This window comes from Streptomyces sp. NBC_01260 (assembly GCF_036226405.1).
In the GTDB taxonomy this organism is placed as follows: Bacteria; Actinomycetota; Actinomycetes; order Streptomycetales; family Streptomycetaceae; genus Streptomyces; species Streptomyces laculatispora.
Map to the genome: position 1 here is coordinate 2797661 of NZ_CP108464.1, position 21852 is coordinate 2819512.

The 21852-nt window shown below is 71.3% G+C and carries 17 protein-coding genes; 11 read left to right on the plus strand and 6 right to left on the minus strand.

The features are described 5' to 3' along the window. Window positions 1-6 precede the first annotated feature (6 nt). From OG322_RS12010 to OG322_RS12025, 4 genes are all read left to right on the plus strand, one after another. A complete protein-coding gene (locus OG322_RS12010) occupies window positions 7-1404 on the plus strand; it encodes an APC family permease (RefSeq protein WP_123461365.1) in 1398 nt (465 codons plus the stop codon). Between the two features lie 154 nt (window positions 1405-1558). After that, the gene (xseA, locus tag OG322_RS12015) at window positions 1559-2770 is read left to right on the plus strand and encodes an exodeoxyribonuclease VII large subunit (RefSeq protein WP_123461364.1); all 1212 of its coding nucleotides are present in this window, start codon (window positions 1559-1561) and stop codon (window positions 2768-2770) included. A 120-nt stretch (window positions 2771-2890) separates the two neighbouring features. Beyond that, on the plus strand, window positions 2891-3157 hold the full coding sequence (locus tag OG322_RS12020) for an exodeoxyribonuclease VII small subunit (RefSeq protein ID WP_123461363.1): 267 nt from the start codon (window positions 2891-2893) through the stop codon (window positions 3155-3157). A gap of 168 nt (window positions 3158-3325) precedes the next feature. Further along, window positions 3326-3916: a malonic semialdehyde reductase gene (locus OG322_RS12025; protein WP_123461362.1), complete on the plus strand. Its 591-nt coding sequence runs from the start codon at window positions 3326-3328 to the stop codon at window positions 3914-3916. A 146-nt stretch (window positions 3917-4062) separates the two neighbouring features. Here OG322_RS12025 and OG322_RS12030 read toward each other — a convergent pair whose 3' ends face one another. Further along, entirely contained in the window at window positions 4063-4581 is a 519-nt protein-coding gene (locus tag OG322_RS12030) for a DUF4245 domain-containing protein (RefSeq protein WP_123461361.1), read from the minus strand. Window positions 4582-4722: 141 nt separating this feature from the next. On the opposite strand from OG322_RS12030, the gene glpX reads away from it, so the two are divergent. Beyond that, window positions 4723-5754 (plus strand): class II fructose-bisphosphatase, encoded by a 1032-nt coding sequence (gene glpX, locus OG322_RS12035; protein ID WP_123461360.1) that lies wholly within the window; start codon window positions 4723-4725, stop codon window positions 5752-5754. Between the two features lie 79 nt (window positions 5755-5833). Here the strand turns inward: glpX and OG322_RS12040 are convergent, their stop codons facing one another. Both OG322_RS12040 and OG322_RS12045 read right to left on the minus strand, forming a co-directional pair. Beyond that, window positions 5834-6205: a WhiB family transcriptional regulator gene (locus tag OG322_RS12040; protein ID WP_123461359.1), complete on the minus strand. Its 372-nt coding sequence runs from the start codon at window positions 6203-6205 to the stop codon at window positions 5834-5836. A 161-nt stretch (window positions 6206-6366) separates the two neighbouring features. Then, a complete protein-coding gene (locus OG322_RS12045; protein ID WP_123461358.1) occupies window positions 6367-7032 on the minus strand; it encodes a DUF1707 SHOCT-like domain-containing protein in 666 nt (221 codons plus the stop codon). Window positions 7033-7259: 227 nt separating this feature from the next. On the opposite strand from OG322_RS12045, the gene OG322_RS12050 reads away from it, so the two are divergent. Next, window positions 7260-8927, plus strand: a complete 1668-nt coding sequence (locus OG322_RS12050; RefSeq protein ID WP_124284935.1) for a fumarate hydratase — start codon at window positions 7260-7262, stop codon at window positions 8925-8927. A 49-nt stretch (window positions 8928-8976) separates the two neighbouring features. On the opposite strand, the gene OG322_RS12055 is transcribed toward OG322_RS12050, so the two are convergent. Then, on the minus strand, window positions 8977-9993 hold the full coding sequence (locus OG322_RS12055) for a LuxR C-terminal-related transcriptional regulator (RefSeq protein WP_123461356.1): 1017 nt from the start codon (window positions 9991-9993) through the stop codon (window positions 8977-8979). Window positions 9994-10150: 157 nt separating this feature from the next. Between OG322_RS12055 and OG322_RS12060 the strand changes: the two genes are divergently transcribed. Together OG322_RS12060 and OG322_RS12065 are read left to right on the plus strand one after the other, a co-directional pair. Beyond that, complete coding sequence (locus tag OG322_RS12060) at window positions 10151-11377, plus strand: MFS transporter (RefSeq protein ID WP_124284933.1); 1227 nt, start codon at window positions 10151-10153, stop codon at window positions 11375-11377. A 465-nt stretch (window positions 11378-11842) separates the two neighbouring features. Next, window positions 11843-13141, plus strand: a complete 1299-nt coding sequence (locus tag OG322_RS12065) for a M18 family aminopeptidase (protein ID WP_123462426.1) — start codon at window positions 11843-11845, stop codon at window positions 13139-13141. A 56-nt stretch (window positions 13142-13197) separates the two neighbouring features. Here OG322_RS12065 and OG322_RS12070 read toward each other — a convergent pair whose 3' ends face one another. Then, on the minus strand, window positions 13198-14724 hold the full coding sequence (locus OG322_RS12070; protein WP_266411067.1) for a ricin-type beta-trefoil lectin domain protein: 1527 nt from the start codon (window positions 14722-14724) through the stop codon (window positions 13198-13200). Window positions 14725-14831: 107 nt separating this feature from the next. Here OG322_RS12070 and OG322_RS12075 point away from each other — a divergent pair, with 107 nt between their 5' ends. The 3 genes from OG322_RS12075 (at window position 14832) to OG322_RS12085 (ending at window position 19461) form a co-directional block, all read left to right on the plus strand. Then, window positions 14832-16256: a class II fumarate hydratase gene (locus OG322_RS12075; RefSeq protein ID WP_124284931.1), complete on the plus strand. Its 1425-nt coding sequence runs from the start codon at window positions 14832-14834 to the stop codon at window positions 16254-16256. Between the two features lie 182 nt (window positions 16257-16438). Beyond that, window positions 16439-17158, plus strand: coding sequence for a cytidylyl-2-hydroxypropylphosphonate hydrolase (fomD, locus tag OG322_RS12080; protein WP_123461352.1), 720 nt, complete (start codon window positions 16439-16441; stop codon window positions 17156-17158). Window positions 17159-17544: 386 nt separating this feature from the next. Further along, the gene (locus OG322_RS12085) at window positions 17545-19461 is read left to right on the plus strand and encodes an ATP-binding SpoIIE family protein phosphatase (protein ID WP_123461351.1); all 1917 of its coding nucleotides are present in this window, start codon (window positions 17545-17547) and stop codon (window positions 19459-19461) included. Between the two features lie 92 nt (window positions 19462-19553). Here OG322_RS12085 and OG322_RS12090 read toward each other — a convergent pair whose 3' ends face one another. Then, entirely contained in the window at window positions 19554-21851 is a 2298-nt protein-coding gene (locus OG322_RS12090) for a transglycosylase domain-containing protein (RefSeq protein ID WP_123461350.1), read from the minus strand. Window position 21852 lies beyond the last annotated feature (1 nt).

Consider the following 21852-nt stretch of genomic DNA (forward strand, 5'->3'; position numbering starts at 1 on the left):
GGACTCATGGCCGGCAGCGACAGCGATTCCGGCAGCGGCACCGTTCCCGCCGGCGGCCCGGAGTCCGGCAGCACCACCGGCCGGGCGGGACTGCGGCGGACGCTGGGCTTCCGGGATCTGGTCGTCTACGGGCTGTTGTTCATCGCCCCGATGGCCCCGGTCGGCGTCTTCGGCACGCTCGACGCGAAATCGCACGGCGCGGTGGCGCTGGTGTACGTCGCGGCGACCGTGGTGATGGCGTTCACCGCCTTCAGTTACGCCCAGATGGTGCGGGTCGCTCCCCTGGCGGGTTCGGTCTTCGCGTACGCGCGCAAAGCGCTCGGCGAGGGGCCGGGGTTCATCGCCGGCTGGATGGCGATGCTGGACTACCTGCTGATCCCGGCGGTCGCCTATCTCTTCTCGGGGATCGCGATGAACTCGCTGGTGCCGGAGGTGTCGCGGTGGGTGTGGACCGCGCTGGCGGTGGTCCTCACGACGCTGCTGAACCTCTGGGGCGTACGGGCGGCGGCCCGGGTCGGCTTCGCGGTGCTCGCCATGGAGATCGTGGTGCTGCTGGTGTTCATGGTGTCCGCGGTGGTGGTGCTCGTGCAGGACGGGGCGCAGCGGGGCTGGCTGACACCGCTCAACGGCGATGCGGGCTTCTCCGCGACGGCGGTGCTGGGCGCGGTGTCGGTGGCCGTGCTGTCGTACCTGGGCTTCGACGCCATCGCCACGTTCGCGGAGGAGGTGACGGGCGGCTCGGCGAAGGTGGCGCGGGCGCTGCTGTTCTGCCTGGTGCTGGCGGGGTTCCTGTTCGTGGCGCAGGGGTATCTGGCGGCCCTGCTGGAGCCGATGACGTCGGCGGAGCTGGCCGCCGATCCGGCCGCTCAGGGCTCGGCCTTCTACGACACGGTGGACTCCGCGGTCGGGTCCTGGCTGCACGATCTGGTGGCGGTCAGCAAGGCGATCGGGGCGGCGTTCGCGGCGCTGGCCGGGCAGGCGGCCGCGGGCCGGCTGCTGTTCGCGATGGCCCGGGAACGACGGCTGCCCGCGCTGCTGTCCAAGGTCGATCCGCGCTCGGGGGTGCCGCGGATCGCGATCCTGATCGCGGCGGTCGTGACGCTCGTGGCTGCGGTCTGGGCGGCCCGGCGCGACGACGGCCTGGACCATCTGGTGTCGGTGGTGGACGTGGGCGCGCTGACCGCGTTCGTCCTGCTGCACGCGTCGGTGGTCGGCTGGTTCGTGGTGCGCCGGATGGAGGGGCCGCCGAGCTGGTGGCGGCACGTCCTGATCCCGGTGGTGGGTGCCGGCGTGCTGATCGCTGTGATCGTGGAGGCGACGTCGAGCGCGCAGGTGGTGGGGGCCTGCTGGCTCGTCGTGGGGCTGGTGGTGCTGGCCGTGCAGCAGAGGCGCCGGGCGGGGTGAGGTTACGGGGGCGTGAGGTTACGGGGGGGGGCAGGGTTACGGGGCCGAAGTTACGCGGGCAGGGGCGGGCCCCTCTGTCGATCCGCGGAGGACCGCGGGCCGCTCCCGTCGCGGAGCCGCCTCGTTGTCGGTCGTGGCGGATACGCTCGCTCGCATGGCTCTCCAAACATCCGCGGAAGCTCCGCTGCCCGTAGGTGACGTGTCACGGCTCATCGGCGGCTGGATCGACCGGCTCGGCGCCGTCTGGGTCGAGGGGCAGATCACCCAGCTGTCGCGGCGCCCGGGGGCCGGAGTGGTGTTCCTGACACTGCGCGACCCCTCTCACGACATCTCGGTGAGCGTGACGTGCTTCCGGCAGGTCTTCGACCGGATCGCGGACGTGGTCACGGAGGGGGCGCGGGTCGTCGTCCTCGCCAAGCCCGAGTGGTACGCACCCCGCGGGCAGCTCTCGCTGCGCGCCACGGAGATACGGCCGGTCGGCATCGGCGAGCTGCTGGTCCGGCTGGAGCTGCTGAAGAAGTCGCTGGCCGGGGAGGGCCTCTTCGCCCTCGACCGCAAGAAGCCGCTGCCCTTCCTGCCGCAGCTGATCGGGCTCGTCTGCGGCCGCGCGTCCGCGGCCGAACGCGACGTCCTGGAGAACGCGCGGCGCCGGTGGCCCGCCGTCCGCTTCGAGGTCCGCAACACCGCGGTGCAGGGGGTGCACGCGGTGAATCAGGTGGTCCGGGCCGTGCGGGAGCTGGACGAGCTCCCGGAGGTCGACGTGATCGTCGTGGCGCGCGGCGGGGGCAGTGTGGAGGACCTGCTGCCGTTCTCGGACGAGCAGCTGATCCGTACGGTCGCGGCGTGCCGCACCCCGGTGGTCTCGGCGATCGGGCACGAGCCGGACTCCCCGCTGCTCGACCTGGTCGCGGACGTACGGGCCTCCACCCCGACGGACGCGGCGAAGCGGATCGTGCCCGATGTGGGCGAGGAGCTGGACCGGGTCCAGCAGCTGCGGGACCGGGCGCTGCGGACCGTACGGGGGCTGCTCGACCGGGAGGAACGTGGCCTGGCGCACGCACTGGGGCGGCCCTCGATGGAGCATCCGCAGCGGATGGTGGACGAGCGCGAGGCGGAGGTCGACGCGCTGATCGGGCGCGGGCGGCGGGTGCTGGGGCACCTGCTGGACCGTGCGGACTCGGAGCTGGCCCACACCCGGGCCCGGGTGGTCGCGCTGTCGCCCGCGGCGACGCTGGAGCGCGGCTATGCGGTGCTCCAGCGGGCGGACGGGCATGTGGTGCGCGATCCCGCCGACGCGGGGGCGGCCGGGGATGCGCTCCGCGCCCGGGTCTCGGGGGGCGAGTTCGTGGTGCGGGTCGCCGAGTGAAGGCGGCCGGTCGCGGCGGACAGGGCCTCGGGGACGGCCGGGCCGGGGGCGGCTGAACCGGGACCGGCGGATGCACGCACGCGATATTGACGGACATGCTCACGCAATAAGGTGGATCACATGACGGACGACGGGACGACGGCTGCGGCCACGGGCACGCTCGGATACGAGCAGGCGCGCGACGAGTTGATCGAGGTGGTGCGCCGGCTGGAGGCCGGCGGGACGAGCCTGGAGGAGTCCCTCGCGCTGTGGGAGCGGGGCGAGGAGCTGGCGAAGGTGTGCCGGCACTGGCTGGAGGGCGCCCGCGCCCGGCTGGACGCCGCGCTGGCGGGACCGGCCGCCCCCGGGGACGGCGGCACCGAGGACACGGCGGCCGACGCGGGCTGAGCCCGCGGGCGGGCTGGTGGGCGTGCACGTGGCGGCGCCCGGGGCAATCCCTGTTCGTTGTGGAGTGGATCACTCCGTTCCAGTTTTAGTTGAAAGTTAACCTACCCCTGTCGTACGGTGATCGACGTTGTCCGACCCCCCGTGTACGCCCGGAAGGTAATACGCAAGATGTCCCTCGCTCTTGACCCCGCCGCCCAGGACCTCCTCTTCCGTGAGGCCCGCACCGCCAACACCTTCACCGACGAGCCGGTGACCGAGGAGCAGATCCAGGCGATCTACGACCTGGTCAAGTACGGCCCGACCGCGTTCAACCAGTCGCCGCTGCGCGTCATCCTGGTCCGCTCGGACGACGCCCGCGCGCGCCTCGTCGCGCACATGGCCGAGGGCAACCAGGCCAAGACCTCCACCGCCCCGCTGGTCGCGATCCTGGCCGCCGACAACGAGTTCCACGAGGAGCTCCCGGCGCTGCTGCCGCACTTCCCGCAGGCCAAGGACGCGTTCTTCTCCGAGCGCCCGGTCCGCGAGTCGGCCGCCGCGCTGAACGCCGCGCTGCAGGCCGCCTACTTCATCATCGGCGTCCGCGCCGCCGGCCTGGCCGCGGGCCCGATGACCGGCCTCGACGCCGCGGGCATCGAGAAGGAGTTCCTGGACGGCGACCACAGCCTGCTCATGGTCATCAACATCGGCAAGCCGGGCGAGGACGCCTGGTTCCCGCGTCTGCCGCGCCTGGCCTACGACGAGGTCATCAAGACCGTCTGAGCCGCACCGGCCGGAGGTCCGCCCGACGGTCCGTCCGGCGATCCGCCCGGCCGCTGCGCACACCGAGACACACGGGAAAGGCCCTGGAGCACCTGCTCCAGGGCCTTTCCCGTACCCGCGCACCCCGCCCCCGCCGGAAGATCCCGTCAGGAGGTCTTGAGCGCCGCCGCCATCTCCGCCAGCCGCTCCGGCGCGGCGGACCCGGTGACGACCGTGGTCGCGCCCTTGTCCTCGCGCACGAGGGCGTCGTACTTCGGGCCCTCCCAGTGCTGCCAGGTCTCACCGGCGACCTGCTGGGTGCGCCCGGTCTTCTTCGCGTCCTGGCTGACCTCGGTGACGTACTTCTCCGCCGGGGACGTGGACTGCTCCACCGCGACGTACCCGCCGTCCGGATCGAGGAAGCCCAGGTGCCAGCTGTTGCCGGCCTCACGCTCGTAGCTGACCGAGGTCGGCTTCCACTTCTGCGCCAGACCGCTGGGTGCGGCCACCGGGTACGGGGCCGCGCGCCGCGCGGTCAGGAGCTCGACCCGGTAGTCGACCGCCTTGACCGGATCGGCCTTGTCGTCGTGCGGGATGAAGATGTAGACGACGCCCGCCACCGCGGCGATCACCGCCAACGACAGGAACATGTCCCGCACCGTCTGCTTGCCTCGCTTGCTTGCCACGGGTCCATCGTCGCATCAGCCCCGGCGGGACCGAACCGGGGGCGGCCGCTCATACGTGACCCGGTCTGCTCATTTTATCGACCTGACGATAGAGTCACATCACCCTCATCCGGTCGTCGTCGTACAGAAAGGTGCGCTCCGATGTCCGAGCATCATCTGCCGTCTCAGCTGGAGGTCTCCCCGGAGGCCCCCGACCGCAACCTCGCCCTGGAGCTCGTCCGGGTCACCGAGGCGGCCGCCATGGCCGCCGGGCGCTGGGTCGGCCGCGGGGACAAGATCGGCGCCGACGGCGCCGCTGTGAAGGCCATGCGGACCCTCGTCTCCACCGTGTCGATGAACGGCATCGTCGTCATCGGTGAGGGCGAGAAGGACGAAGCCCCCATGCTGTTCAACGGCGAGCGGGTCGGTGACGGCACCGGCCCCGAGGTCGACATCGCCGTCGACCCGATCGATGGCACGACCCTGAACGCCAAGGGCATGCCGAACGCGATCGCCGTGCTGGCCGCCGCCGACCGGGGCGCGATGTTCGACCCGTCCGCGGTCTTCTACATGGACAAGCTGGTCACCGGCCCCGAGGCCGCCGACTTCGTCGACATCAACGCCCCCGTCTCGGTGAACATCCGCCGGGTCGCGAAGGCGAAGAACTCCACCCCCGAGGACGTCACCGTCGTCATCCTGGACCGCCCGCGCCACGAGGGCATCGTCAAGGAGATCCGGGAGACCGGCGCGCGGATCAAGTTCATCTCCGACGGAGACGTCGCGGGCTCGATCATGGCCGCTCGCGACGACACCGGCGTCGACCTGCTCATGGGGATCGGCGGCACCCCGGAAGGCATCATCTCGGCCTGCGCCATAAAGTGCCTCGGCGGTGTCATCCAGGGCAAGCTCTGGCCGAAGGACGCGGCCGAGCGCCAGCGCGCGCTGGACGCCGGGCACGACCTGGACCGGGTGCTGTCCACGGACGACCTGGTCAGCGGCGACAACGTGTTCTTCGTGGCGACCGGCATCACGGACGGCGAGCTGATGCGCGGTGTGCGCTACCGCGCGGAGACGGCGACCACCGAGTCCATCGTGATGCGGTCCAAGTCGGGCACCATCCGGAAGATCGACTCGACCCACCGGCTGTCGAAGCTGCGTGCCTACAGTGCGATCGACTTCGACCGCGCGAAGTGACGTAGGTACGTTCACGCGAAGGGGCGCCCCCCATGTGCGGTGGGGGCGCCCCTTCGCACAGGCGGATGCGGTGTGCCTGTCAGCCGGCCGCGGCGATGTGGCCGGCCGCGCCGGACGCCTTGAGCTCCGCCTCGCGCCGCCGGCGGCGGGCGAGTGCCACGCGGCGTTCGGCAGCCGTGAGGCCGCCCCACACCCCGTACGGCTCGGGTTGCAGCAAGGCGTGTTCCCGGCACTCGACCATGACCGGACAGCGCGCGCAGACCCGCTTCGCGGACTCCTCGCGCGAGAGCCGGGCAGCGGTCGGCTCCTTCGACGGGGCGAAGAACAGCCCGGCTTCGTCCCGGCGGCACACCGCCTCCGAATGCCAGGGGCCGGCCTGGTCCTCCCGAGCGGGGGTCCGCTGGGAAGGCACGGCGGCGACCTGCAGGGGCTGATGCGGCAGTTGCAGCACGGTCCACTCCTGACGACGGCTTCGCGGGCGAGAAGACGATGCAGCACTCCCTACCCGCTGTACGCGCGCCTATGCACTGAGTGGCACTCAGGTCCGGTCCGCGAAATTACGGTCGAGCGCGATTTCGGCCTGAATCAGTTCCTCGCGCGCCCGCCTCTCCGTCAGCCACCGAGATGTTTGCGCAGCCGGTCCTGGAGATCAGCAATGAACTTGCCGCGCTTGGGCTTTGCCTCGACGCTGCCGAACACCGAATAACCGTTGACCACCACCACTGGCGCCTCGGGATCCCCGGATTCCAGAGTGACGACTTCGAAATTACCGAAGATGCCCGTTCCGCTGCCGCGCAGCGAGATGTTCTCGGGAACCCGGATCTCGACACTTCCGAAGATGGAGGTCGCATTGATCACGGTGAGACGCTGTCCGAAAAGCGCCTCGGTCAGATCGATCTCCACACTGCCGAACAACGAGAACGCGTTCGTCCGGCCGCCGACCCGCCAACGCCCCCTGCGGGTGGAACTGCTGAAGACCGCGACCAGGTTCTCGGCCGGGCCCGCCGACGCCTCGGGGCCGTAGGCGTACGGCGCGGTGGAGGGCCTGGCGGCCCCGCCCGGCGCGGGCAGGTCCCGTACCAGCGGCTCCAGTTCACCGACGGTCTTGGCGCGGTAGACCGCATCGACCCGCTCGCCGTGCTCCTCGGCGGTCAGCCGGCCCTCGGCCATGGCTTCCCGCAGGATGTCCGCGATCCGGTCGCGGTCGGCGTCGGAGGCACGGATGACGTCGGGTTCCGCCCGTGCGGTGGGCTGCTGGGGGTGCTTTTCGAGGTCCACCGGCCCAGCGTACCCAAACGCGATAGATCGCGACTAGGGTCTGAGCCCTGACGGCGGGGCGCGAAGCGGGGCGGCCCGAGGCCCTCGCACCGGCGCGCGGAGCCGTGTCCGGGGCCCTGTTCGAGTGAGCCCTACCTCACAGGCTCGCCACCCCGGCGGGGTTCTACCCTGGTGGGTGCGCTGCCCAAGGGAGGTCAGCCGCCGTCACCGAGTGAGGAATGGCCGTAATGCCAGAGTTTGCGTACTCCGATCTGCTCCCTCTGGGAGAGGACACCACGCCGTATCGTCTGGTCACCTCCGAGGGTGTTTCCACCTTCGAGGCCGACGGCCGTACGTTCCTCAAGGTCGATCCGGCGGCTCTGCGCACCCTGGCCGCCGAGGCCATGCACGACATCTCGCACTACCTGCGCCCCGCGCACCTGGCGCAGCTGCGGCGGATCGTGGACGACCCCGAGGCGTCGTCCAACGACAAGTTCGTCGCGCTCGACCTGCTGAAGAACGCGAACATCGCCGCCGCGGGCGTCCTGCCGATGTGCCAGGACACCGGTACCGCGATCGTCATGGGCAAGCGCGGGCAGAACGTGCTCACCGAGGGCGGTGACGAGGAGGCGCTGTCGCACGGCGTCTTCGACGCGTACACCAAGCTCAATCTGCGCTACTCGCAGATGGCCCCGCTGAACATGTGGGACGAGAAGAACACCGGCTCCAACCTCCCGGCCCAGATCGAGCTGTACGCGACCGACGGCGGCGCGTACAAGTTCCTCTTCATGGCGAAGGGCGGCGGCTCGGCCAACAAGTCGTTCCTCTTCCAGGAGACCAAGGCGGTCCTCAACGAGGCCTCCATGATGAAGTTCCTGGAGGAGAAGATCCGCTCCCTGGGCACGGCCGCCTGCCCGCCGTACCACCTGGCGATCGTCGTCGGCGGCACGTCGGCCGAGTTCGCGATGAAGACCGCGAAGTACGCCTCCGCGCACTACCTGGACGAGCTGCCCGCCGAGGGCTCCCCCACCGGTCACGGTTTCCGTGACCGGGAGCTGGAGGAGAAGGTCTTCGAGCTGACGCAGAAGATCGGCATCGGGGCGCAGTTCGGCGGCAAGTACTTCTGCCACGACGTGCGTGTGGTCCGCCTGCCCCGCCACGGCGCCTCGCTGCCCGTCGCGATCGCCGTGTCCTGCTCGGCCGACCGCCAGGCCACCGCGAAGATCACCGCCGAGGGCGTCTTCCTGGAGCAGTTGGAGAAGGACCCGGCGCGCTTCCTCCCGGACACCACCGAGGAGCACCTCGACGAGGCGGGGGACGTCGTGCGGATCGACCTCAACCGCCCGATGGACGACATCCTCGCCGAGCTGACCAAGTACCCGGTCAAGACCCGGCTCTCGCTGACCGGCCCGCTGGTCGTGGCGCGCGACATCGCGCACGCCAAGATCAAGGAGCGGCTGGACGCGGGCGAGGAGATGCCGCAGTACCTCAAGGACCACCCGGTCTACTACGCGGGACCGGCGAAGACACCCGAGGGCTACGCCTCGGGTTCCTTCGGTCCGACGACCGCCGGCCGGATGGACAGCTACGTCGCACAGTTCCAGGCGGCGGGCGGCTCCAAGGTGATGCTCGCCAAGGGCAACCGGTCCAGGCAGGTCACCGACGCGTGCGACGCGCACGGCGGCTTCTACCTCGGTTCGATCGGCGGCCCGGCGGCGCGGCTGGCGCAGGACTGCATCAAGAAGGTCGAGGTCGTCGAGTACGAGGAGCTCGGCATGGAGGCGGTCTGGAGGATCGAGGTCGAGGACTTCCCGGCGTTCGTCGTCGTCGACGACAAGGGCAACGACTTCTTCACCGAGCCCGCCCCGGCGCCGACGTTCACCAGCATTCCGGTACGCGGCCCCGGCCTCGGCTGACGGACGGACGTACGCACGAGGGGCCGTCCGGCACGGGCCGGGCGGCCCCTCAGCCGTCGAGCAGGCCCGACGTCGCGACCAGGTAGCCGAGTTGGGCCCGGCTGGTGCTGCCGAGCTGTTCGGAGACCTTCCGCATGTGCTCGGCGACGCTGCGGCGGCTCATCCCGATCCGCCGGGCTATCGAGGCGTCCGTCTCGCCGTTGACCACCGCCCGCAGGATGACGCGCTGCAGATCGGACGTGATGACGGGGGTGCGCAGCGGCGCCCGCTCCGGGCGGACCGGCACCGAGCGGGCCCATGCCTCGTCGAAGCCGCGGACCAGGAACCGCACCAGTGACGGGTGCTGGACGCGCAGGGCGTGGTGCGGCTCGTCGGAGAACGGGACGAACGCCAGATCCCGGTCGAACACGATCACCCGGTCGACCACCTCGGCGAGCGTCCTGATCTCCGCTCCCGCGGCGGTCACCTGCTCGATGTACGCGAGGGTCGTACGGTCCGAGCGGACGGTGTGCTGATAGATCGTCCGCTGTCGGATTCCCCGCCGCAGGTTGCCCAGGTCCCGGGTCAGCGCCTCCTGGAGCACATGTGCCGGACGGCCGCCCCCGGGGTGCGCGGTGCGGACCTGCTCCCGGCAGCCGCCCACCGCCGCGTCCAGCGCCTTGCTGATGACGGCCTCCCCGGACAGCCGGGTGAGCGCGGGCTGTTCGGTGCGGTGCACATCCGCGTACAGGGCCTCGAAGACGGAGAGTGCGGCGCGGGTGGCGCGCAGCGTGCGGCGCCGGTCGAGGATGGCCTCCTGGAGCGGGGCGAGCGCGGCGTGGGACGCCGTCTCCGGCGGTACGGGGATCATGAATCCCGGTGAGCCGCGGTCGGCCACCATCAGATGCAGCTCCCGCAGGCAGCCGGCCACCTCGTGCCGCGGAAGGCATCCCGCCACCAGTGCGCGCCGATAGGCCGCGAGCGCGCTCTCGCAGGGCTGTTCCGGGGCGGAGTCGGCCCGTGCGGAGCTGTCTGCCGACGATTCGCGGCAATCGCATGCCGGTGGGCTGGAATGATCGTCCTTCACAAGTATGCAGATTACCTTTGTACATACGGGATGACGGCGGGGATTCCGGCGGTTCGGCGACGATGAACGGGTGACGCCCGGCCCCGATGACACCCTCAGCCGGCCGACCGCCGAATCGGCCGACTCGCGGTACGGAGTTCGGCGATATCGATTCCTCGTGGCCGGCTACGCCATCTCTTCGTACGGCACCTTCCTGAATATGGTGGCGCTCAATCTGTTCGTCTATGAGACGACGGGCCGGGCTCTCGCCATGGGGTTGTTCATGGCGGTGCGGCTGGCGTCCGGATTTGTCGCCGGGCTGACGGCGGGGGGTCTGCTCACCCGTTTCACGGCGAAGAGCGTGATGCTCTGGACGAATATCGCGCAGGCGTCGGCGATGCTGCTGCTGGTCCTCGCGCCGGACGGGCTGCGGACGGCCGCGCTGGTCGCCGTGTCCGTCGCGGTCGGCTCCTGCGGGACCCTGTTCATGGTGTCCCTGCGCAGCTCCATTCCCGAGATGGTCGGCGAGGAGCGGCGCTCCTGGGCCAACTCTCTCTCCATCACCGGTCGTTCGCTGGCCATGGTGGCTGGTTTCGCATCGGCGGGCGTCGTCGTCTCGCTCGTCGGGTACACCGCCGCCTTCGTGGTGGACACGGCCACCTTCGCCCTCTGCGCGGTGACGGTGGCGCTGCTCCCCATCCCGGGCGGCGGCAAGGGCGGGAGCCAGGAGGAGCCGGCCGCGGTGCCCGGTGCGGAAGCGGCCGCGGAAGCCACGCCGGCCCGTCGGCGCAGGTCCGCCGCTCTCGCCGCCCTGGCCGCCGCGCCCGGTCTGGGTCTGATGGTGGCGCTGCGGGGCGTGGACGCGCTGGGCTCGTCCTCGCACAACGCGGCGCTGCCGGTGTACTCCAGCGAGCTCGACGCCTCGCGCCCCGCCGTGTTCGTCAGCGCCTTCTGGTGCCTGTGGGCGCTCGGCAACATCGTGGTGCAGCAGCTGATCCAGCGGCACGCGCGCCGCACCGGCCGGTCCGTCGGGGCGCTGGGCTTCGGCTGGGGCACCTGTCTCATGTCCGGGGCGTTCATCCTGGCCTTCGCCGGGTTCCCGCTGGTGGCCACGGCCGCGATCGCACTGGTCGCGGGGGCCGCCGACGGGCTCACGGAGGTGTCGTACACCTCGCATCTGCAGACCCTGCCGGCCGGGCTGCGCGCGCACGCCTTCGGGCTCTCCGCCACGGTGGAGAATCTCGGGTTCGGCGCCGGAATGATCCTGGTCGCGGCCGTGCTCGACCACTACACCCCGCTGACGGTCGTCGGCTGGTCCCACGGTGCCGCTCTCGTGGTCGCCGCGGTGTTCCTGATCCGGGTGGCCGGCCTCCGCAAGGCTCCGCCGGGCCCGTCGTCCCCGTGACCGGACCCGGTACCGGGACGGTCCGCGTACGACTGAATCCAGCCAATCCTGTGGAGGGCGGTGCGGCGCCGCCGCGACGGCTCCCGCGCGCGCGGGTACCGGCACGGGTACGGGCGGCGAGCCGCACGCCGGTCGCCGTTCCGGTGCCGGCCGGGCCGTACGGCGCGGCCCCGGGAGGGTCCGGACCGGCCGCGGGTACCGGCGTCGCACCGCCGCATTCGCGCAGCGGGCCGCCGGCCGGGCTTGCGGGGTGCCCGGCCGATGCGGTGAGTTGTCCGCGTCGAGGGAGAACCCGCCCCGCCCGACCGCCCGGTACGGATGCCGCCGCGCGACCCCGGCCGCACCGTCTCCGCCCGCCCGTCCGCGATGCGCCCTGCGCGCATCCGCCCCACCCGGCAGTCCGCAGCATCCGAACCCGCACGGCCGAACACCTTCACCGTCCCACACCGGAAAGGCGGAGACCGCATGACGCCGGTCCACCACCGCAGCCACGTCGACGATCTGCTCTCCTTCATCAGGGCCAGCCCCTCCCCGTACCACGCCGTCGCGAGCGCCGCCCAGCGGCTGGAGAAGGCCGGCTTCCGTGAACTGCGGGGCACGGACGACTGGACGGGCACCACGGGCGGCAGCTTCGTCGTCCGCGGCGGCGCGCTGATCGCCTGGTACGCCCCCGAGGGCACGCCCGCCCACCGGCCCTTCCGGATCATCGGCACCCACACCGACTCGCCGAACCTGCGGGTCAAGCCCACCCCCGACACCGGCTCCGCGGGCTGGCGGCAGATCGCGGTGGAGATCTACGGCGGGGTCCCGCTCAACACCTGGCTCGACCGCGATCTGGGCATCTCCGGCCGCCTCGCCCTCCGGGGACCCGGCGGCACGACCGACTCCCGGCTCGTCCAGATCGACGAACCGCTGCTGCGGGTGCCCCAGCTGGCCATCCACCTGGACCGGTCCGTCAACGACGGCCTGGCCCTGGACCGGCAGCGCCACATCGCCCCGGTCTGGTCACTCGGCGCAGCCGAGGAGGGGGCGCTGCTGCGCCGGGTCGCGGCGGCCGCGGAGGCCGAACCGGACGAGGTGCTGGGCTGGGACCTGATGCTCCACGACATCCAGCCGCCCGGATACCTGGGCGCGGAACGGGAGTTCGTGGTCTCCTCCCGGCTGGACAACCTGGTGTCGGTGCACGCCGGCGTCACGGCGCTGGCCGGTGCGGCGGCGGCCGAGGAGCCCGGGTACATCCCGGTCCTGGCCGCCTTCGACCACGAGGAGGTCGGCAGCGGCTCCGACACGGGTGCGCAGAGCCCGCTGCTGGAGCGCGTCCTGAGCCGTTCGGTCACGGCGCGGGGCGGCAGCCCGGAGGACTGGTCGCGGGCGCTGGCCGGCGCCTTCTGCGTGTCGGCCGACATGGCGCACGCGGTGCACCCCAACTACGCGGAGCGGCACGACCCGGACCACCGCCCGCTGCCCAACAGCGGCCCCACGGTCAAGGTCAACGTCAATCAGCGCTACGCCACCGACTCGACCGGCATCGCGGTGTTCGCGTCGGCCTGCGAGCGCGCGGGCGCCCCGTGGCAGCCGTTCGTCTCCAACAACGCGATGCCGTGCGGTACCTCGATCGGCCCGCTCACCGCGGCCCGGCTGGGTGTCCCGACCGTGGACGTGGGAGTACCGGGGCTGTCGATGCACTCGGCGCGCGAGCTGTGCGGGGCAGACGACCCGGGGCACCTGGCGGCGATCCTGGGCGCGTTCGTCACGTCCGGCTGACCGGGCACGGGGAGGGGCCGTGTGCACCCCTCCCCGCACCGCGGGGGTGCCGCCGGCTACGCGAAGCGCTGGTTCGCGCTCCCGTCGCAGGCCTGGAGCCTCAGCGGGTCATGGGCGCCCGCCAGGGTCGCGCACAGCCCCGTCGAGGCGGCCGGGCGCAGGGTGCCCGACTGCCGGACGAACTGCTGGTTGGCCGCGCCCGCGCAGTTGTAGAGGATGAGGGCGGCGCCGGCCTTGTAGCCGGCGCCCGGTACGTCCAGGCAGCGGTCGTGGCTCAGCTGGGTACGGACGGTCTTCGTGCCGGAGTCGTACCACCAGCCCTGGTTGCGGCCGCCGTGGCAGTCCCAGCCGGTCACTCCGGTGTTGTTGCGGGTGACCGAGGCGGGGGCGTCCAGGCAGCTGCTGGTGGCCTCGTTGGTCAGCGGCTTGAAGACGTCGTCCCAGGCGGCGGGCTGCAGCACGGGCTTGCCGGTGCTGGCCGGGTCGGCGCAGCTCGCCTCGCGCAGCCCCGAGTTGTAGATCTGGGTCAGACAGGAGGCGAAGGCGCCGTGGCCCGCGGCGTTCGGGTGGAAGGACTGCCGGACGGAGTTGGAGTCCGGCGGGAAGTGCGACAGGTCGATGAAGAGGCCGCGGGCCCAGGTGGACTCGCTGCACACCTCGTGACCGTGGAAGAGCCGGGAGTTGTCCAGGTAGACGGCTCCGGTGTCGGCGGCGGCCTTGCGCATCCCGCGCTCGAAGGCGGGAACGGCGGTGTTGCGGCCCCAGGCGGCGTCGGAGTCGTATCCGGCGCAGCCACCGGGAATCTTGCCGGGGAAGTTCGGGTTGTCGTAGAAGTCCGGGCCGATGGGGCTCGGGTAGCCCATGACGACGAGCTTGTAGTCGCTGCTGGCGTATCCGGCGTTCGTCATGACGGTCCGCAGGTCGCCCACGGTCTTCTCGACCTTGGGCACGAGGCCGTCCACGCGCGCCTGCCAGCCGCCCTCGTACTTCGGCTGGCACACGCCCTGGATGAGGACCCAGCGCTCGACGCAGTCCGTCATGACCGGGCCGAACTGGAGGTCGTCGTTGGCGCCCGCCACCAGCAGGATCATCTTGATGCGGGTGTTGCGCGCCTTGATGGCGAGGTTGTCGCTCTGCACCAGTTCGTCGGCGTACTGCTTCGATCCGCCGATGACGATGTTGCCGGTGTACGCGCCGGAGCAGGCGACGTTGTACGTCTCGTCGGCCGGGATGCCGGTGCGGTGGATGGCGGAGTCGGGGGAGCGGTGGCACCAGTTGTCGGGGCCGTTGGTTCCCGCCTCGTACGTGCCGACGCCCTCGCCCGAGATCTCGCTGTCGCCGAGCGAGATCAGCCCGGTCTTGCGGTCGGCGAGCGGGCGCTCGGCCGGGGTGCCGTACAGCTGGGTGGCCTCGCGGGCGCGGATGGCCTCCAGTTCGGGCGAGAGTGCGGTGGCTGAGGTAGTGGTGGTGCCGGACTGTGCCGCGCCTGCCGGTCCGGCGGCCGCGGTCATCCCGCCCAGTGCCGCCGCCGTGGCGGCGACGGCCGCGACGGTACATCGGAGTCTGAACCTTGTGCGCCTCATTGCGCCTCCCGAATTTGTTGTTACCCACGGTATTTACTGGTCGGTAGGCGACTTGGGAATACATAGAACAAGACAAGTGCTCATCTTTTTCAGGAGGTTGAACCAGAATGGACGACGCACAGACCCCCGCGGACGACGTCACGGCCGGTGGGACGTACCGCATCGAGCACGATTCGATGGGCGAGGTGAAGGTCCCCGCGGGCGCCAGGTGGCGGGCCCAGACCCAGCGGGCCGTGGAGAACTTCCCCATCTCCGGACAGCGCCTGGAGCGGGCCCACATCGAGGCCCTGGCCCGCATCAAGGCCGCCGCGGCCAAGGTGAACGCCGAGCTGAAGGTGCTCGACCCGGAGATCGCGCAGGCCATCCAGGACGCCGCGGCCGAGGTCGCCGGGGGGCGGTGGGACGCGCACTTCCCGATCGACGTCTTCCAGACCGGCTCCGGCACCTCGTCGAACATGAACACCAACGAGGTGGTGGCCACCCTCGCCACCGAGCGCCTGGGCCGCGAGGTCCACCCCAACGACCACGTGAACGCCTCGCAGTCCTCCAACGACGTCTTCCCGTCCTCCATCCACATCGCCGCCACGGGCGCGGTGACCGGCGAGCTGATCCCGGCCCTGGACCACCTCGCGGCCGCCCTGGAGCGCAAGTCCGTCGAGTTCGCGGACGTCGTGAAGTCGGGACGCACCCATCTGATGGACGCCACCCCGGTGACCCTGGGCCAGGAATTCGGCGGGTACGCCGCACAGATCCGCTACGGCATCGAACGGCTGTACGCCTCACTTCCCCGCCTCGCCGAGCTGCCGCTGGGCGGCACGGCCGTCGGCACCGGAATCAACACCCCGCCCGGCTTCTCGGCCGCCGTGATCGCCGAGGTCGCCCGCGTCACCGGGCTGCCGCTCACCGAGGCCCGGGACCACTTCGAGGCGCAGGGCGCGCGGGACGGTCTCGTGGAGACCTCCGGCCAGCTCCGTACCGTCGCGGTCTCGCTCACCAAGATCTGCAACGACCTGCGCTGGATGGCCTCGGGGCCGCGCACCGGACTGGCCGAGATCAGCCTCCCCGACCTCCAGCCGGGCTCGTCGATCATGCCGGGGAAGGTGAATCCGGTCATTCCCGAGGCGGTGCTGATGGTCGCCGCCCAGGTGGCGGGGAACGACGCGACGGTCGCCGCGGCGGGAGCCGCGGGCAACTTCGAGCTGAACGTGATGCTCCCGGTCATCGCGAAGAACCTGCTGGAGTCGGTGCGGCTGCTCGCCAACGTGTCCCGGCTGCTCGCGGACCGCACGGTCGACGGGATCACCGCGAACGTGGAGCGGGCCAGGGAGTACGCGGAGTCCTCACCGTCCGTCGTCACCCCGCTGAACAAGTACATCGGTTACGAGGAGGCGGCGAAGGTCGTCAAGAAGTCCCTCGCCGAGCGCCGGACGATCCGCGAGGTGGTGCTGGCCTCGGGTTATGTCGAGCGCGGGGACCTCACCGTGGAGCAGCTCGACGAGGCACTGGACGTGCTGCGCATGACCCGCCCGTGACGCGCGTCGCCGCGGTGGGGCCGTCCGCTCACCAGGCCGACCGGCAATCGGGGGGTACGTGCAGCCGCGAGGCGGAGGATTGCGGCAACGCGGAGCGTTGTTGATTGACGACAACGCCGCAGATGCGCGTACCCGGCCCGGCGACGCCGTCCCCCAATTGCCGGTCGGCCTAAGATCCCTCCATGACAGGTACCGGAGAGACCGAGCGCTGGGCGCCGGGTGATCAGATCCTGTGGCGCTACCGCGGCAACGGACCGCTGCGGCACGGTCCCGCGCCCGGCCGGACGCCGAACCCGGTGCACATCTGCCGACCCGTCACCGTCGTCCAGGACACCGACGAGCTGCTCGCCGTCTGGGTGGCACCCGGCACCGAGTGCGTGAAGCCGGTGCTGGCGAACGGCACCGAGGTGCACGCCGAGCCGCTCGCCACCCGCTACACCTCGCCGCGGACCACCGCCCGCTCGCCCTGGCTGGGCAACGGGGTGCTGAAGCTGGCCCGGCCCGGCGAGCCGTGGTCGGTCTGGCTGTTCTGGGAGCAAGGCTGGCAGTTCCGCAGCTGGTACGTGAACCTGGAGGAGCCGCGTACCCGCTGGGCCGGCGGCATCGACTCCGAGGACCATTTCCTCGACATCTCCGTCTACCCGGACCGCAGCTGGCTCTGGCGCGACGAGGACGAGTTCGCCCAGGCCCAGGAGGTCGGCCTGATGGCCCCCGCGACCGCCCGGCGGGTGCGGGCGGCGGGGCGCGCGGCGGTCGGGGTGATCCGCGACTGGGGGGCGCCGTTCCGGGACGGCTGGGAGGACTGGCGGCCGGATCCGCGGTGGCGGGTACCCGCACTTCCGGACGACTGGGACCGGCTTCCGGATGACTGGGACCGTACCCCCTCCGCCATGCCGTCGTGAGACCCTTGATGCACCCCAGGGGGAGAAACGTAGGATCGTCCCGAGGACGGACGATCCACCCCAACCCACGGGCGCCGCACACGAGCTGACCGTAAATCACCAAGTCATCGCGCTGGTTGCACGCTTCATGACCCGCATCAGTCGTATGAGTCGCACGAGTTGCCAGATTCGCATGAGCCACTACGAGGGGGTGGAGACGTGCTCACAGTCCGCCGCTCCACCGCCGAAAACGTTGTCACCGCTCCCGTTCGCGGACGTCCGGTTTCGGCCCGGTGTTCCGGGGCATGCGATGTCAGCCGTTGTTATTGCCGCTCATGCCGGGGCACAGTAGCGCCCCACAAGGTGATTGCCTCATACAACCGGCCCGGACGGACGGAACCCCAAGCGTGACGGAGCATCCCACCTCCCACGAAGGCCGGCAGCCTCTCGCCGCCCGGTCGCAGGAACGCGCCCGGCCGCGGCAGCGGGACGCCGCGTCGGCGCCCGCCGCTGCCGCCACAACGATCCCGGCCCCGGCCAAGGGCCCCGGTCCGGCCACCGGCGGGTCGGGCCCCGCGGCGGGCCCCGATCCGCAGGCGGCGGCCCGCCGCGAGGGCGACCGGCTGCGCTTCGTGGGCGCCGCGACCCGCCGGATCGCCCGCGGGATAGATCTGGACGAGATCGTCCTGGGTCTGTGCCGGGCCAGCGTCCCGACGTTCTCCGACGCCATACTGGTCTATCTCCGCGACCCGCTGCCGGTCGGCGACGAGCGCCCCGTCAACCCGTTCGTGCTGCGGCTGCGCCGCTCCGACCGGCTGCGGCTGAGCGACGAGATCACCGACGGGCTGTCGGAGAGCGAGCGGCTCCGGCCGGCCGCCATCGATCCGCAGACCGATCTGGCGCCCGCCGCCGAACTGTGCGAGGTCCGCCCCGGCGGTGCGCTGGCCGAGGTGCTGCGCGGGGTGCGCCCGGTCTTCGGCGACTCCGCCGCGGCCCGTGCCGCCCTGCCCGAGCTGCTCGGCGCGGGCCGTACGGTGCCGTCGGGGCACCGGGCGATCCTGGCCCCGCTGCGCGGCCGGCGCCGGGTGATCGGCGCGGCGGTCTTCCTGCTCGGCACCGAACGCCCGCCGTTCGAGGCCAACGACCTGCTGGTCGCGGCCCAGCTGGCGACGCACACCGCGCTCGGCATCGACAAGGCCGTGCTGTACGGGCGCGAGGCCTACATCGCCGACGAGCTCCAGCGCACCATGCTGCCCGACTCGCTGCCGCAGCCCACCGGGGTCCGGCTCGCCTCCCGCTACCTGCCGGCCGCCGAGACGGCCCGGGTCGGCGGCGACTGGTACGACGCGATCCCGCTGCCCGGAAGCCGGGTCGCCCTGGTCGTGGGCGACGTCATGGGCCACTCCATGACCTCCGCCGCGATCATGGGCCAGCTGCGCACCACGGCACAGACCCTGGCCGGCCTCGACCTGCCGCCGCAGGAGGTGCTGCACCACCTCGACGAGCAGGCGCAGCGGCTCGGCAGCGACCGCATGGCGACCTGCCTGTACGCGGTGTACGACCCGGTCGCGCACCGCATCACCATCGCCAACGCCGGTCACCCGCCGCCCGTGCTGCTCCACCTCGGCGGCCGCGCCGAGGTGCTGCGGGTACCGCCCGGCGCCCCGATCGGCGTCGGCGGGGTGGACTTCGAGGCCGTCGAGCTGGACGCGCCCGCGGGCGCCACGCTGCTCCTGTACACCGACGGCCTGGTGGAGTCCCGCCTCCGGGACGTCTGGACCGGCATCGAGCAGCTGCGCGAGCGGCTCGCCACCACCGCCCGGCTGACCGGCCCGGACCACTCGCCACCGCTGGAGGCCCTCTGCGACGACGTGCTGGACATGCTCGGCCCCGGCGACCGGGACGACGACATCGCGCTGCTCGCCGCCCGCTTCGACGGGATCGCGCCGAGCGATGTCGCGTACTGGTTCCTGGAACCGGAGGACTCCGCCCCGGGCCGGGCCCGCAGGCTGGCCCGCCGCGCGCTCAGCCGATGGGGTCTGGACGAGATGTCGGACTCGGTGGAACTGCTGGTCAGCGAGGTGGTGACCAACGCCGTACGGTACGCGGAGCGGCCGGTGACGCTGCGGCTGCTGCGGACCGACATCCTGCGCTGCGAGGTCGGCGACGACTCCCCGCAGCTGCCCCGCCAGCGCCGCGCCCGGGACATGGACGAGGGCGGCCGCGGTCTGTTCCTGGTGAACCGGCTGGCCCGGCGGTGGGGTGCGACGCGGCTGTCGACGGGCAAGGTCGTCTGGTTCGAGATGCCGACCCGGGGCCAGTAGCCGGGCCCCGCGGGGGGACCGTCAACGGCGGTTGAACGCCCGAACGGGCGGGGTACGAGGAGTTCTCCTCGTACCCCGCCCGTTCCGGTTGGTCAGCGCGTCACGCTGTTGTCGCCGTTGAGCCCGTTGTCCCCCGGTTTCACCGGGAGCTCGGCCGTGTTGGTGGGGCCCGGTTCGGTCGACGGATCGGTGGGCAGGTCGGTCGACGGGTCCCCCGACGGGGAGGGGGGCGGCGAGGACGCCGGGGACTGGGTCTCCTTCGGCGGATCGGACGACGGGGGCGGGCTGGACGGCCGCTTCGACGGGGAGACCTCGTCGGAGGGCGAGGTGGTCGGGCTCGGCGAGCTGGTGTCCGGCGGCGGGGCGACCGCCGCGCCCATGTCGGTGTCCAGGACGAACTTGCCCGGCTCGCCCATCGCCTGAGCGGTGAAGTCCGCCCAGATCTCGGCCGGGAAGCCACCGCCGTTGACCCGGCCGCCGCCGCCGGCGCCCTTCAGGGGCACCTGGGAGCTTGCCTGCACCTTCTTGCCGCTGTCATCGGTGCGGGTGAAGGCCGCCTCGCCGAAGAGACCCACGGAGGTGACCAGGTCCGGGGTGTAGCCCGTGAACCAGGCCGACTTGTTGTCGTCCGAGGTGCCGGTCTTGCCCGCGATCTGCTGGTCGGCCAGCCCCTCGGCGTTGCGCACCGCCTGGTGGGCCGTACCGTCGTCGACCACACCGGTCAGCACGGAGGTCACGGAGTCCGCGGCCTGGCGCTTGATCACCTGGTCGCCGATCGCGTCGGGCAGCTTGATCGGTGACTCGCCCTGCTTCTGGGCCGACTTCACGATCTGCGGGGTGACCTTCTTGCCGTGGTTGTCGAGGGTCGCGTAGATCCCGGCCATCTCCATCGGGCTCGCGCCCATGGAGCCGAGGGTCTGCGCCGGCACCGCCGGGAGCCCCTTCACATCCATGCCGAGTTCGCCCGCGGTCTGCATCACGCGGTCCATGCCGACGTCCACGCCCATCTGCGCGAAGACGGAGTTGATGGACTTGTTCATCGCGGTCTGGACGGTGACCTGGCCGTAGTCCGCGTCGTCCTCGTTCTCCGGCGCGAAGGCGACGTCGCTGCCCTTGACCGGGCGCTTGCTGGTGCCGTCGTAACGGGTGCTGGCGGTGATCCGCTGGTTGTCCTGGGTCTGCGACTCCTGGTCGAGTGCGGCCGCGAGGATGATCGGTTTGAAGGTGGAGGCGGGCTGGTAGTCGCGCCGGGTGGCGTTCGACGTCCAGTGCTCGGTCAGGCCGCGTCCGCCGTACAGGGCGACGACGGCGCCGGTCTTCGGGTTGACCGAGGCCGCACCGGCCTGGACGTCCTGGTCGAGCTTGCGGCCCTTGGTGTCCAGCTTGTCGGTCAGCTTGGTCTTGACCGACTTCTCCAGCTCCTGCTGCTTCTTCCGGTCGATGTTGACGGTGATCGTCCAGCCGCCGGCGTCGAACTGCGCGTCGGTGATGTTCTCCTGCTTCTGCACCGCCGCGCGCGCCGCGTTGACGATGTAGCCCTTCTGGCCGGAGAGCCCCTGCGTCGGCTTGGGGGTCTGCGGAACCTTGAACTTCATCCCCTGGCGCGCACCGGCGTCCAGCCAGTGCTGGTCGACCATGTTGTCCAGCACGTAGTTCCAGCGCTCCTTGACGAGCGCCTTCCCGTTCGGGGTGGCGACGGCCCAGTCGTACTGGCTCGGGGCCTGGAGCAGGGCTGCGAGGTAGGCGCCCTCGGTGACGTCCAGGTCCTTGGCGTCCTTGCCGTAGTACGCCTGTGCCGCGGCCTGGATCCCGTAGGCGCCGCGGCCGTAGTAACTGGTGTTGATGTACCCGGCGAGGATCTCGCTCTTGCTTCTCTTCTGGTCGACCTTCAGCGAGATGACCAGCTCTTTGAGCTTGCGGGTGACCGTCTGGTCCGCGTCGAGGTAGTAGTTCTTGACGTACTGCTGGGTGATGGTCGAGCCACCCTGCTTGCCCTTGCCGGAAACGGTGTTGATCAGGCCGCGGGCGGTGCCTTTGAAGTCGACGCCGTGGTCGTCGTAGAAGGACTTGTTCTCGGCGGCGACAAAGGTCCGCTGAACGTCCTTGGGTACCTCGGCGAGGCTCACGATCTCCCGGTTGACCTCGCCGGTCCGGGCCAGCAGTTTGCCGTCGGAGTACTTGTAGACGTTGGCCTGGAGCTTGGCCTGTGCGTTGCCCGCCGGCACCTGCACGACCATGTAGAGCACGGCGAACGCGCCCATGCCCAGCAGGCAGACCCCGAAGGCCGTGCCCAGTAGTTTTCGCCAGGTGAAGAGCCTGCGTATGCCGCCGCTCTTCACGGCCCGCCGCGACCCGTGCCGCTGGGCTCGTCGCGCATCCGCTCGACCCATT